This is a genomic window from Patescibacteria group bacterium, from assembly GCA_028717685.1.
GTDB lineage: Bacteria > Patescibacteriota > JAQUNI01 > JAQUNI01 > JAQUNI01 > JAQUNI01.
The window spans coordinates 456597-469784 of sequence record JAQUNI010000001.1 but is presented as its reverse complement, the minus strand read 5'-3'; the positions used below and the strand labels follow the sequence as shown (position 1 = coordinate 469784).

Here is a 13188-nt window from a genome sequence, read left to right as displayed (position 1 = left end):
AACCCTTTTTATAGCCTTTTTCTCCTTGAAAATACTTCTCAAGAAGACTAAATTATATCATTTTTAAAGTTTTTGTCAAATTTTTGTTTGACACGAAAATTATTTGTTGAACTTATCCCGCTTTTTTTATTTATTAAAAAATGAACAACAAGATTGTTCATATCTTTTTATATTCCTCCCGCTTAGGGAAGCGGGAGGCAGGGAGGGGTCTTTAATATAATTTATTCCTTTTCCGTTCCCCCATTTTCTACCCCTTGTTGCCTATTACCCCTAATTACTAATTACCGATTACTGATTACCATTTACTAATTCTCTCTTGTCTAATCCCTTTTTTATGCTAAATTAACAGTGTAGTAAAAAAAGTCTTAAGGCACGAATACTTTGCTTATGGTTCGTGATTTTTGATTCTGTTTTCAGATTGCTAGCCCGTTCTTTTCTTAAGAATTCCAGAATATTAATGCGGACAGAAAGGAGGGATATTAATGATTTATATTTTCTGGCATGAGTTTTGTTACTGGGGCGGTATGGTGGTCGCCTTCTGCGAATTCTGCGTGGATGTGGCTTTGATGCCTTTGGGCGGAATTTATTACCTTTGCCGGCGGCGGTATCCCGATTGTTTTATTTTTTGGCTTTCGCGCAAGATTGACCACCATAATGTCGCTACTTTTGGCAGTAATATAAAGTAGATTGTCCTTTTATAAGGATTACAGCTTGTCTTAAATGTCAGGCTCTAAGCGGGATTTAGATATTTGTAAACTTTAAAGTTTATAGTCGAACTTATCCCGCTTTTTTTATTTATTAAAAAATGAACAACAAGATTGTTCATTATATTTTTTACCATTTTCCCTGTTCCCCGCCCCTTATTACTTATTACCCCTAATTACTAATTACCGATTACGGATTACTGATTACTAATTCCTAATTCCCCCTCCTCCATTTCCCGTGGTATTTCTTATGAATCTCTTTTAATTCTTCGTTCGCCACGTGGGTGTAAATCTGGGTCGTGGAAATATTGGAGTGTCCGAGCATTTTTTGCACGCTGCGGATATCCGCGCGGTTGCGCAATAAATCCGTGGCAAAGGTGTGGCGCATCACGTGCGGCGTCACTTTTTTGTTGATTCCGGCGAGCATCGCGTAGCGCTTAATCATCCGTTCAATTGAGCGGACAGTGAGCGGCGCTAAACCTTCAATCTGGTCCGCCACTTTTTTATTGTAGCGCACAAAAAGATAGGGCGCGTTATCGCTGCGGGCGAGCAGCCACATTTTGAGCGCTTGCTTGGCATTTGGCGATAAAAAGACAATCCTTACTTTGTTCCCCTTGCCGCGCACGGTGAATTCATCATATTTCAGATTCACTTGCTCGCGGGTAAGTCCCGCGAGTTCAGATACCCGCAGTCCTGTGGAAAATAGGGTTTCTAAAATTGCCTGATCCCGCAATTTAATAAAGGAATGGTTATCAGCTTTGAGAGGAGCGGCAAGCAGGCTTTCTAATTCTTCTTGTGTTAAGGCTTCTATCTCGCGTTCCGGCGTTTTGGGCAGTTCAATTTTTTCTGCCGCGAATGAGGGTATATCGCGTTTGGCGAGGTATTTTAGAAAAGAGCGCAGAGCGATTAAATGATAATTTTGGGTAACGCGAGAGAGAGAATGTCCCTTTTTATCCTGATAACGGTTTAGCTTCAGGCGGAAGGCGCGGATCACGTCTTCTGTAATCTGGCGCGTTTCTCGCGCCTTTGTCCATTCCAAAAAACGAGAGAGATAAAAATCATAATTGCGGATCGTAAGCTGGGAGAGTCCTCTCTCAATTTCGCAGTATTCCAGAAAATCTGTTTTTAATTTATTTAAATCCATATTTTTATAACTCATAACTTGAATTTTGTAACTTGTGACCTTTTCAATTTAATAGGCACCCCCCTGCCATCCCCTTTAGGGGGGAGGGATTAATTCTCTCGTCCTTTGTCCTAACCATTATCACTTATTAAAAATCCCCCTTTACGAATTACTAGTTACTGATTACTGATTACTTTCCCCTTTCATTTTACGACATTCCCCTCTTTATGCAACCCCTTGCGCATTTTATTATTTTATGCTAAATTTGGAATGTTTACTAACTAATATTAAAAGTCAAATTTCAAACTTTTCACTTTTAACTTTTAACTTTCTTTTATGCTTACTGTTCAAGAAAAGGATAAAATTATTAAGAAGTTTGCCACCCACAAGAGCGATACTGGTTCGCCGGAGGTGCAATGCGCGATTTTAACCAGTGAAATCAAGCAAGTAACTATCCATTTAAAGAAAAACAAGAAAGACATTGCCAGCCGCCGTGGTCTTTTGCAGATGGTGAATAAGCGCCGCAAACTTTTAAATTATCTGGCTAAAGAAGACGAAAAAAGATATCAGACTCTGATTAAAAAATTAAAATTGAAAAAATAAAACGGCGATTAGTAATTAGAGAATCTATTATTTTACTGATTACCAATTACTGATTACCAATTACCAAGATTATGCTCAAGCATAAAGAACAGCGCGTCGGGGTTTTTGTGGATGTTTCCAATATGTATTACTCGGCGCGGCATATCTACAAAAGAAAGGTCAATTTCAAAGAGATATTAAAAGCGGCGGTGGCGGGCAGAAAGCTCATCCGGGCGATTTCCTATGTGATAAAAGCGGAAACAGAGTCAGAACAAGGATTCTTCGATGCCTTGTCTAATGCCGGTTTTGAGGTTAAAATGAAGGATTTGCAGGTATTTTGGGGCGGGCAGAAAAAGGGAGATTGGGATGTGGGGATTACCGTGGATATGATTAAAATGGGACCGAAACTGGACGTAATGGTTTTAATTTCGGGAGATGGCGATTTTCAGCCCCTTTTGGAATATTTAAAGAGCTTGGGGCATCGTACAGAAATCATCGCTTTTGGTAAATCCGCCTCCAAGAAATTAATTGAAGAAGCGGATGATTTCATTGATTTAGACAAAGAGGCGAAAAAATATCTCATTTAAACTTTGTATTATTAATAATTTATAACTATTCCTTGCTGGACATATTTTCCCTTCGTCTACAGACGAGAAGACTAAGCGTTATTTGGTCTTCCATGCTTGCAGAGGAAGAGAAAAGAGTCTTGTGAGCAGGAAGCAAAAATGCGTAAAGTAATGAAACACGAGGGGGTTTTGGGGGGCAAGAAGATTGCCTTTGAAAAAGGACATTTAGCCATCCAGGCTACCTCCGCGGTAAGAGTCCAGTATGGCGACACAGTGGTTTTAGCCGCTGTCACGCGCGGCGAAGCAGTCCGCCAAGGGGTGGATTATCTGCCTCTTATTGTGGACTATGAAGAAAAATTGTATGCAGCGGGCAAGATTAAAGGCTCCCGCTTTATAAAGAGGGAAGGTCGGCCGACCGATGAGGCGATTTTGGTTTCGCGCCTTATTGATCGCACCCTGCGCCCTCTTTTTGATCCCAAAATTCGCAATGATATTCAAATTATAGTGATGGTGCTCTCCTTGGATCCAGAGGTGGATCCCCATATTACAGCCTTGATCGCGGCTTCCGCCGCTCTTACTACTTCCGGAATCCCCACTGTCTATGGCCCCATTGGCGCTTGCCACATTGGGGAAGTGGAAGGTGAATTGGTGGTGAATCCCGGCAAGGCGGTTTTAGACAAATCCCCCGTGGATTTGTTGGTCGCGGGCACGGAGAACGTGGTGAATATGATTGAAGCGAGCGGACCGGATATTCCGGAAGAAAAAATCGTGAGCTATGTCGGTAGAGCGCACGAGGAGGTCAAGCAGTGCTTGCGTTTAATTCAAGAGTTTAAAGATAAATGCGGTGAAATTGCGCCCCAGGAGATGATTTACGCGCAAGTAGAGCTCTCCAGTGAAGTAAAGAATAAAATTCAGGAATTTTTGCAGGATAAACTCGCGGCTGTGCTTTTCGTGCCGGAAAAGCCGGAGCGCAGCGATGCCGTGAAAAAACTTTTTGATTCCCTTTTAGGCTATTTGGGCGAGTTGGATGAGACAGGCAAGGGTATGGTCAAGGTTTATTTTGAAGAATTATTGGCTGACGCCGCGCGCCAAGCCCTGCTTCAGGAGGGGAAAAGAGTGGATGGACGCAAGATTGATGAGTTAAGGAAGATTGAGTGCGCGGTGGGAGTTTTGGCTCGCACTCACGGTTCGGCGCTGTTTGAACGGGGTTTAACCCAAGCCCTTTCCGTAGTCACTTTGGGCGCGCCCGGCGACGAGCAGCTTTTGGATTCTATGGAGGAAGACGGCGCCAAACGTTATATGCATCATTATAATTTCCCTCCCTATTGTTCGGGCGAGGTCGGTATGCTGCGCGGACCGGGGCGGCGGGAGATTGGTCACGGCGCTTTGGCGGAAAAAGCGATTTTGCCTTACCTGCCTGCTTCCCAAGAAGAATTTCCCTACACGATCCGCGTGGTAACCGAGATTTTATCATCCAATGGTTCTACTTCTATGGCGGCGACGTGCGGCAGTTCTTTATCTTTAATGGATGCGGGCGTGCCTTTAAAAAAGCCCGTGGCGGGAATCTCGATGGGAATTTTCTTTTCTGAAGATAGAACCAGTTATAAAATTTTGTCCGATATTCAAGGCATTGAAGACCACGCGGGAGATATGGATTTTAAAGTTGCGGGCACGGAAGACGGCATTAGCGCGCTCCAGCTTGATGTTAAAGTAGAAGGATTGCCCTTGGATCTCTTCCCGGAAATTTTGAAGCGGGCAAAGGTCTCTCGCCTGCAGATTTTGAGCAAGATGAATCAAGTCCTCTCCTCTTCCCGCAAGGATTTATCGCCTTACGCGCCGCGGATTGTGACTTTAAAGATTAATCCGGATAAAATCCGCGATGTGATTGGTCCGGGCGGCAAAGTGATTAACGCGATCATTAAGGATACGGGGGTGGATATTGATATTGAAGACTCGGGGCTTGTGATGATAACTTCGGCAAACCCCGAAATGTCCAAAAAAGCGGTGGAATGGGTTCAGAATCTCACCCGCGAGGTGAAAGTGGGCGAGGATTTTCAGGGCAAGATTACGCGGATTATGGATTTTGGCGCTTTCGCGGAAGTCTTGCCAGGTCAGGAAGGTCTGATCCATGTTTCCGAGATTGCTCCTTTTCGCGTGGAACGGGTAGATCAGTATTTTAAAGTGGGCCAAATTGTCCCAGTCCGCGTGATTGAGATTGATGAGAAGGGACGGATAAACCTCTCTTGTAAAAATCTGTTGAAACTAGAAAATAAAAATAATCAATCCGGTTTTTCTAAACACGCCCCCTTCTTTGGGAGACCTGACAGGGAATAAACCCCGTTAGCCCCGTTAGAGAAAGGTCAAAATCCAAATTTCAAATCAAGCTCAAAGCCTCAAAATCCAAAACAATTAAATTTTTGTCATTGGGATTTTAGATTTGATTTGACATTTGAACTTTGAATTTTGGATTTATACTCTTATAGTATTCCTGATTCATTTAGACCAACTATATCAATCAGAGCAATGAGAATTTTTTACTATGCAGAATCCAGCAGTTAATCTCTTAAAGCCAAAACAAGAGGTTAAAACACGAGGAAAAATGAGGGATAAAACCCACTTTTTTGTTTTAGGGACGATTCTCGCCCTTATTTTTTTAGTCGCTATTCTGGGTTTCAGCTCGCGGCAGTATCTGGAGGATTTTTCCAACCAGAATAGCCTTGCCCGTCTGTTGCCGAACGATACAAAAATTTTAGTTCAGTTAAACATTGACCGCGAGAATAATAATACTCGCCAGCTTTTTGAATTTTACGATCGGTTCGCGGAAAAGGCAGGTCTGCCCGCGAGCGCGGCGCAAATTCAAAACATCTTGGGAACCTTTTCTGTTAAGCTAGATGATTTCTTGCTGCGCGAAGGCAAGATGCTGGCTTGGGTTCAATTTGCCGATAATGGGGCAGAACACCAGCTTTTAGTTTTAGAAATTAAAAACAGAGCGATCATCTCCAATATTTTGAGAGAGAAATTTTTAAGCGCCGATGTTCCTTACCAAGGGATTTCGCTTGGGCGGGTAATTTCAGAAGAAGGAAATTTTTATTATATGCTTCTGGATCGTTATCTGTTTTTTTCGCAAAACGAACAAAATTTAAAAACAATTGCGGATCTTAAAGCCATTCCCTCCAACGCGTTAGAGAACAATGCCAATTTCCAGAAAACGCAAGCCCATTTTCGCTCCCCTTCTCCTTTGTTTGTTTATCTGAATCTAGACAGCGTGCTGCCTTCTGGAGTGGGGCTTACCAAGATAAATGGAAATAGTCTGGAATTGGAGGCGTACTATCCCTCTCAAGACAAAATGGTTTCTGATAAATCCGAAGCTTCCTGGTCGAGATTTATTCCTTCCGATCCTTTGCTGGTAGCGCGTTTTCCCGCGGGTGATGCCCGGTTTGTCTTGGGGGATACTCCCTTTCAGAGTTTTTTCTGGTCTTTTCTGGATCCCGATGGGTTAATTCGGAAAAATCTCGAGGCAACCAACAAGATGGCGGAGCTGAAGTCTCTCGCCTTGGGAGACCTTGAGCTTATCGTTGATCGTAAAATAGACAAGACCCTAACCACTGCCTTAATTGTGTCTAAAAGCGCGGAAGATGAAACAGCGCTTCCAAGATTGGCGGCAATTTTAAAAAGCCTCGCTGTTGCCAACCAACCTCAAGAAGAAGAAGTGATATTGCCGGATGGCAGCGCAATTACGGAATACGTTCTTCCGGATGAAGCGCTTCCCGAACAAAAAGAAGTGGCGGGCATTCAAACCGATATAATTGCTTTAAACCTCAAGCGCAATTTGTTTTATGGTTATTTAGCCGACAGGCTCATTGTCAGCGACTCCGAGGAGATTTTTCAGAAAGTAATTTCTTCTTTTCGCGAGCCCCAAGAGGATCCTTTACAGAAATCATTCTCCAACGCTGATGAATGGTTTTATCTTGATTTGGAAAAGTTAACCGAAGCAGGTCAGGCGAATGTCCTTTCGGGCTTCAAAAAATTGCAAGGCTCAAGCCGCAACGCGCGAGATGGGATTTTGATAAAGGTTTGGGGGGAAATGTAGCAAGTTAAAAGTTCAAAATTCAAAGTGCAAAGTTGTGATTTTAAATTGCAAATTGACAAATTTGAATCTCCACTTTTAACTTTTTACTTTTAGTTTTTCGCTTATCCAGTTGTGCACAGTTTATCCACTGTTTAAAAGGAAAAATAAGGAAGGGAAAAGGGAAAAATATTGATTGTTTTGTTTATTTTAGGCTGAAACAACTTATTATTGAAGAATAGGCTTTAATTGGGTTTTTTAGTTATCCACACGGATTGACATGGGATTTTTTCTATGCTATACTGGATATAGTCTCGCTCTGCGAGATCTGGTCATAAAGATCTGGCAAAGCTAGACGAAGCCAGAAAAATTGAATAAAAAGAGGGTACATTTATAAACACAGACAATCAATTTTCTGTTTTGTTTATAGAGTAGTGGAGAGAACTCCAATCACAAGTTCCCCCTATTTGTGATTGGGTTTTTCTTCTGCTACTCTAAAAATTCGCTATTCTAGGTCAATAGCAAAAACAAAAACAAAAACTACAAAATGGACTGCGCCCTAAAGTTTGATAACGCCTTAAATTCAGCTGGAAGTTATTGAATTTCAGGGTGCAGTCCAAAAAATAGCTCTTTGTACTTAAAAGCGGAAAAGAATCTCCCGCAAGGGAGGTCAGTAGTAGAAGACGGCCAGTAGTTGACCACTACAGCCAAAAAAAAGACTGGAATTCCAATCGACCTCATTTACCTTTTGGTATTTTGGGGTCGAGGTTGGAGTATTCCAATCTAACACAGGGGCAGATGCCCCCTTAAACAATATATATCGCGGGCTATCTTGCCCCTGTTTCTCTTAAAAGAAGACAGGCTTAATTTGGATAAGGCTGTTTTTTTGTTTATTTTTTTTAAAAAGCCTAGTGTGCATTATGAAAACTTCCAAAATCATAAAATATTCCTCCCTCTAGAGACTGTAGGTGGGGCATTGGAGCTCCCACCCCCTCTTGCCTCCCCGCTCAAGGCAGGGGGGGGGGGTGGGTTTCGCAATTTAAAGAAACCTATACTAATTAGGAAATAAAAGAGGTTTAAAAATTAATTTCTTGAAAATTTAATGAAAATTAAAAATTAAAAATTTAATCCTTGCCTTTTCTTGTCGGGTATTATAAACTTAGATTAAGGTTGCAGGACTAAAAATAAAAAACTAATTTTATGAAATTCCCCAAGATCCCCAAACTAGATTTTACTAAAATTCCTAAACCAAAATTTCCCGATATCTTAGGCAATAAGGATAAGAAGCCTAAAAATGCGGGATTAAAAGGAAAGGTGCTCAAGGAATTAAGGAAGAAATTAGAGCAAGACAAAAAAGAGCTTGAGAAGGAATTAAAGAAAATCGCGGTTAAAGATAAAAAGGTAAAGGGTGATTATGACGCTAAATTCCCCTCTTTCGGCACTAAGCCTGATGAAAACGCGATGGAGGTGACTGAATACTATGATCGGTTGGCGCTGCATGGCACTCTGGAGGTGGACCTGCTTAAGATTAACAATGCCCTAGCCAAAATGAAGGCAGGCACTTATGGCATCTGCGAAAAATGCGCGCAGCCGATCAATCCAAAAAGGTTGGAGGTTTTTCCGAGGGCGCCGATTTGTTTAGAATGCGCGCAGAAGAAATGATGTGCAATGCGTAATACCCGTAATGCGCAATAAGAGAATAGTGGGTTGCAGGCTGATAAATTACACATTATCCATTACGTTTTACTCATTCCTATATTTTTATGCGCAAACTTAAGTGGTGTTTTGCACTGGCGGGAGGGTTATTCATCTTAGACCAAATTTTAAAAAATTGGGCTGGCTATGTTCTCGCGGGCAGACCCAATTTTTTTATTTTAGGTCATTTTTTTTCTTTGGAATTTTACCGTAATTACGGCATTGCTTTCGGGATTCCCCTGCCCGCCCCGTCCAGCGATGGCGCGTGGTCTGTCGTGTTTTTTTATTTAATTACGGCATTGCTTTGCGTGTTTTTATATTACTGGGGGCGGAAATTTTGGCAAAAAAAAGATTTTTCCTCTCTTTGCGGTTTAGTGCTGTTGGGAGCAGGCGCGTTCTCTAACGTGCTTGACCGCCTCCGCTTTGGTTATGTGATAGATTATTTGAACTTGGCATTTTGGCCGGTGTTTAATGTCGCGGATATAATGATTGTTGCAGGAGTAGTGATTTTATTAGTAAAGGCAATTCGCAGGGCGTAATTTGAAAAATTTTCAATTTTCAATTTTCATTAAATTTTCAATGAATTAATTTTTAAACTGTTTGCCCCGTTTAGAAATTTTTCATTTCTAACGGGGTTTGAAAATTTAGTCATTAGAAATTTAATAGAAATTGAAAATTTAAAATTAGAAATTTCTATTTTATGCTCACTAAAATTCACTCTTGTTCCGTTATCGGTTTATCCTCGGAGCTTGTGGAGGTGGAATCCGATGTGAGTCGAGGAATGTTCCGTTTTTCAGTAGTGGGCTTGCCGGACGCGGCGGTCTCTGAATCGCGGGACCGAGTCTTCTCCGCGATTAAGAATTCGGGTCTTGCCTTCCCCAGGCAAAGGATAACCGTGAATCTGGCTCCCGCGGATTTAAAAAAAGAAGGTCCTGCCTATGACCTGCCGATTGCTTTAAGCCTTCTTTCCACCACGGGACAGCTGGGTTTTGATACCAAAGAAAAGCTTTTTGTGGGCGAACTTTCCTTAAAAGGAGAGGTGCGTCCCGTGAACGGCGTTTTATCCATCGCGATTGAGGCGAAGCGCGAGGGTTTTATGGAATTATTCGTGCCCGAGGAAAACGCTAAAGAAGCGGCGCTCGTGCGCGGTTTAAATGTTTATCCGGTGGCTAATCTTCTAGGGTTGAAAGACCATTTGGAGGGAATAAATTCTATCACGCCTGTGGCGCCTTTGAATTTAAAGAATTTAGAAACCAATGCTCTTTATGAGGTTGATTTTGCCTGTGTCCACGGTCAGGAGCATGTCAAAAGGGCTCTGGAAATTGCCGCCGCGGGCGGGCATAATATCTTGATGAACGGACCGCCCGGGAGCGGTAAAACCCTGCTTGCTCGTTCTTTTCCATCTATTTTACCGAAAATGACCTTGATTGAAGCTTTAGAAGTAACGCGGATTTATTCTGTCTCGGGTCTGCTCCCCAAGGATAAACCATTAATTTTGGAGCGTCCTTTCCGCGCTCCGCACCATACCGCTTCGGGGGTTTCTCTGGTGGGAGGCGGCGCTTATCCCAAACCCGGAGAAATTAGTTTAGCCCACCGAGGCGTCCTTTTTCTGGACGAATTTCCGGAGTTTTCCCGCAATGTTTTGGAAAATTTAAGGCAGCCCCTGGAAGACGGCGTAATCACGATTTCCCGCGCTCAAGGTTCCATGTCTTTTCCAGCCAAATTTACGCTCGTCGCCGCGATGAATCCTTGTCCCTGCGGCTATTTATCCGATCCAGAGCGACCCTGCGTTTGTTCGCCGAGTGAAATCATCCGCTACCAAAAAAGAATTTCGGGTCCCCTTCTTGACCGTATTGACCTGCACTTAGAAGTGCCGCGGGTAAAATATGAAAAATTGGCGAGTGAAGAGTTAGCCGAAAGCTCCGCCCTCGTGCGGGAGCGGGTGCAAAAAGCGCGCGCCATTCAAGAAGAGCGGTTTAAAAATAGTCAGCAGAAGCAGAGAATTATAGCCAATGGCGAGATGGGCAACCCCGAGATTCGCGGGTTTTGCGTTTTAGATTCCACTTCCCGCGCGCTTTTAAAGAACGCGGTGGAGAGTTTCCATCTCTCTGCCCGTTCCTATTACCGCATTTTGCGGTTGGCGCGGACTATCGCGGATTTAGAAGACGCGGAACATATTAAAAGCGAACATATTGCCGAAGCTCTGCAATATCGCCAGCATGAAAACTAAAATCATTATTTGGGGTTGACATAATTTTTTAAGGGTAATATAGTGAATATAACAGAAATCTGGATGGAGCCGCTTTATCCTTGGGTGGTGGAAGCGGTATTTTTCTATCTAAGGTTCCCTGTGCCCCATATCTTGTTTTGTCATAGTAAGCCTCCCCCTAGACTGGCAGCAAGAAACTGGGGCTCCTTTTTTTACTTGGAGATTGTGAGGCGAAGGGGCTACTCTAGTTTTTCTTGACAAATAGGTAAGAAAATGGTATTATAGTCTCATATCTAATATGGTTTGACATTATGAGTTTTTAATTCTTTATATAGGGCATTCTTTAGAGGAAGTGGAAAGATGAAAATCAGTAAATATGGCAAAATCGTTCTTTTAATCGGTCTGGTGGATCTTCTTACCACCGTAATCGGCATCACCACGGGGGTTTGCGAGGAGACAAACCCTATCCTGAAATGGTCTTTGGCTCAAGGAGGGGTTACCCTTTTTGCAGCCGTGAAAATGTTTATTTTCTTGTTCATTCCCGTTTTTATTGCAGAATTGGCTCTTAAAAGATCTTGGGCAAGACCCAAGGTTATTAGTACCTGCTATGTAGTTGTTGCCATTGCCTATTCAGTCTATTACATCGCAGCGACTATAAGAGTCAATTTTCCTTCAATCCGCGCCTTATTTTCATAAAATAGGCGCTTTTTTTTATCACTTTGAATCAATGAATTATTGTCATTGCGAGAGGCTTGATTTCACTCCCCCTTACCAAGGGGGAGTTGGAGGGGGTCTGTTGGCTCCATAGTCCCCGAGCGAAGCGAGGGGCCCGCCCGCTAACGCCTGAAGCGCAAGCGATGGCGGGCAGGCTGTGGAGCCGCAATGCGAAACAGCATTAAAGTCTGATCATATTTTTTCTTTACGGCTTGCATCCTGACTCCATAGGGCTAACGCCACTATGGAGCCAACAACTCTCTCCTAGAGCGCGTGGGTCACAGAAGGAAGAAATTAAAATCCCCCTGATAAAGGGGATTTAGGGGGTTTCACTTTTCATTTCTCCTCGCGAGGGAGGTAAAGTAATATTAAAATAAAAAAATCCCATAAGCTTGAAGTCTAATATTTAATAGGCTAAAGCTTATGGGTAATGATTCAAGGTACTATTTATTCTTGCGTTTTTCTCCAGGCTCCCCAACGTGTGTGGAGCTGGTCAACGCTTTCGGCGCCATCTAGTGGCATTTCTTCCATAACTTTGGCAGCCGCTTTAAAGCGCAGATCCGCGTCTGATTGGTAGGTCAACCTAACCATCAGGTTAGTCGCCTTTCTTCTGCTTTCGTCCGAGAGATTCTTCTCGGATGAGGTAGCCACGAGGATTGTCGCATAAAGGAATCTAATTTCGGCTTTTAGAGCCAAGTTTTCCTTTACCGTATCCATCGTCGGTGATTTAGCGACTAATTTGTCAGACTCTCCCAGCCGTCCTTCCATCGCCTCCAGCGCCTTTTTGGCAGTGTCAAGCTGATCTTGAAGCGCCTTTTTATCCACCAAATCGTTAGCGATTTTAGCGTTCAAGGTCACCATTTCGCTTTGCGCTTTTGCCTTTTCCGCTTCTAGCCTCGTAAGATTCTGTTCGGCTTTTACTGCTTTCATTTCCGCGGCATCTTGTCCTTGCTTTGCGGCGTCAATATCTCTGTTTAGACCAGCCACTTTATCTTCCGCAACTTTTCTCGCTGCCTCGGCTGCTTTCTTTTCTGTGAGGAGTTCATTATATTGAGTTTGCAGGAGTTTATTGTCCTCCACTAGCTGTTTATTTTCCGCTTTAAGCCGTTCAATTTCTTTGCGTAATACTCCATTATCTTTATTGGCTTTTTCGTTTACAGCTAGTCCTTCGCGGTAGACCTTGGCAAAGTAAAGTTCGCTTTGCTTTATTGCATCACGATCGCCAGCTAGATTTGCAACCTGACTGGTTAATGTGGTATTAGCCTCGGTCAGGCTTTTTTTTGCCTTCTCCAGTTCGGAAATTTTATTTGCGGTTTCAGTCTTTTCCGTGACCAGAGTGGCGTTTGCAGCCTTTAAATCTGCTAGCTCCTGATCCAAAGTATTCGTTTCAGAGGTCTTAGGCCAGAAGAGATATACTCCTCCGCCGGCTAGTAAAAGTATTATTACAATAACGACAATCACCCTGACTGTTCTCATTTTCTTTCCATCCTTTCTTTTATTTAGATGAGGCGAAAAGAATTTTTTTAGAG

General features: G+C 42.9%; 11 protein-coding genes. 9 read left to right on the top strand and 2 right to left on the bottom strand.

Translation table 11 applies throughout. The features are described from left to right. The first annotated feature begins 482 nt into the window (after positions 1-482). A complete protein-coding gene (locus tag PHW01_02360) occupies positions 483-686 on the top strand; it encodes a hypothetical protein (protein MDD5626833.1) in 204 nt (67 codons plus the stop codon). Between the two features lie 232 nt (positions 687-918). On the opposite strand, the gene PHW01_02355 is transcribed toward PHW01_02360, so the two are convergent. Continuing rightward, positions 919-1863, bottom strand: coding sequence for a tyrosine-type recombinase/integrase (locus PHW01_02355; protein ID MDD5626832.1), 945 nt, complete (start codon positions 1861-1863; stop codon positions 919-921). Between the two features lie 300 nt (positions 1864-2163). On the opposite strand from PHW01_02355, the gene rpsO reads away from it, so the two are divergent. The 8 genes from rpsO (at position 2164) to PHW01_02315 (ending at position 11641) form a co-directional block, all read left to right on the top strand. Beyond that, positions 2164-2430, top strand: coding sequence for a 30S ribosomal protein S15 (rpsO, locus tag PHW01_02350; protein ID MDD5626831.1), 267 nt, complete (start codon positions 2164-2166; stop codon positions 2428-2430). Between the two features lie 71 nt (positions 2431-2501). Beyond that, the gene (locus PHW01_02345; protein MDD5626830.1) at positions 2502-2996 is read left to right on the top strand and encodes an NYN domain-containing protein; all 495 of its coding nucleotides are present in this window, start codon (positions 2502-2504) and stop codon (positions 2994-2996) included. A 96-nt stretch (positions 2997-3092) separates the two neighbouring features. After that, the gene (locus PHW01_02340) at positions 3093-5309 is read left to right on the top strand and encodes a polyribonucleotide nucleotidyltransferase (GenBank protein MDD5626829.1); all 2217 of its coding nucleotides are present in this window, start codon (positions 3093-3095) and stop codon (positions 5307-5309) included. 205 nt (positions 5310-5514) lie between these two features. Further along, positions 5515-7065: a hypothetical protein gene (locus PHW01_02335; protein MDD5626828.1), complete on the top strand. Its 1551-nt coding sequence runs from the start codon at positions 5515-5517 to the stop codon at positions 7063-7065. A gap of 1176 nt (positions 7066-8241) precedes the next feature. Continuing rightward, positions 8242-8703: a TraR/DksA C4-type zinc finger protein gene (locus tag PHW01_02330; protein ID MDD5626827.1), complete on the top strand. Its 462-nt coding sequence runs from the start codon at positions 8242-8244 to the stop codon at positions 8701-8703. Between the two features lie 101 nt (positions 8704-8804). Then, positions 8805-9275, top strand: coding sequence for a signal peptidase II (locus PHW01_02325; GenBank protein ID MDD5626826.1), 471 nt, complete (start codon positions 8805-8807; stop codon positions 9273-9275). A gap of 161 nt (positions 9276-9436) precedes the next feature. After that, the gene (locus tag PHW01_02320) at positions 9437-10966 is read left to right on the top strand and encodes a YifB family Mg chelatase-like AAA ATPase (GenBank protein MDD5626825.1); all 1530 of its coding nucleotides are present in this window, start codon (positions 9437-9439) and stop codon (positions 10964-10966) included. A 339-nt stretch (positions 10967-11305) separates the two neighbouring features. Continuing rightward, positions 11306-11641 (top strand): DUF5658 family protein, encoded by a 336-nt coding sequence (locus PHW01_02315; GenBank protein ID MDD5626824.1) that lies wholly within the window; start codon positions 11306-11308, stop codon positions 11639-11641. Positions 11642-12106: 465 nt separating this feature from the next. On the opposite strand, the gene PHW01_02310 is transcribed toward PHW01_02315, so the two are convergent. Then, positions 12107-13135, bottom strand: a complete 1029-nt coding sequence (locus PHW01_02310; protein ID MDD5626823.1) for a hypothetical protein — start codon at positions 13133-13135, stop codon at positions 12107-12109. Between the last annotated feature and the right edge of the window lie 53 nt (positions 13136-13188).

Bases quoted from the DNA above. Each gene is read 5' to 3' on its own strand.
- PHW01_02335 (MDD5626828.1), top strand. From the start codon at position 5,515: ATGCAGAATCCAGCAGTTAATCTCTTAAAGCCAAAACAAGAGGTTAAA.
- PHW01_02345 (MDD5626830.1), top strand. From the start codon at position 2,502: ATGCTCAAGCATAAAGAACAGCGCGTCGGGGTTTTTGTGGATGTTTCC.
- PHW01_02310 (MDD5626823.1), bottom strand. From the start codon at position 13,135: ATGAGAACAGTCAGGGTGATTGTCGTTATTGTAATAATACTTTTACTA.
- PHW01_02360 (MDD5626833.1), top strand. From the start codon at position 483: ATGATTTATATTTTCTGGCATGAGTTTTGTTACTGGGGCGGTATGGTG.
- PHW01_02315 (MDD5626824.1), top strand. From the start codon at position 11,306: ATGAAAATCAGTAAATATGGCAAAATCGTTCTTTTAATCGGTCTGGTG.
- PHW01_02325 (MDD5626826.1), top strand. From the start codon at position 8,805: ATGCGCAAACTTAAGTGGTGTTTTGCACTGGCGGGAGGGTTATTCATC.
- PHW01_02330 (MDD5626827.1), top strand. From the start codon at position 8,242: ATGAAATTCCCCAAGATCCCCAAACTAGATTTTACTAAAATTCCTAAA.
- PHW01_02320 (MDD5626825.1), top strand. From the start codon at position 9,437: ATGCTCACTAAAATTCACTCTTGTTCCGTTATCGGTTTATCCTCGGAG.
- rpsO (MDD5626831.1), top strand. From the start codon at position 2,164: ATGCTTACTGTTCAAGAAAAGGATAAAATTATTAAGAAGTTTGCCACC.
- PHW01_02355 (MDD5626832.1), bottom strand. From the start codon at position 1,863: ATGAGTTATAAAAATATGGATTTAAATAAATTAAAAACAGATTTTCTG.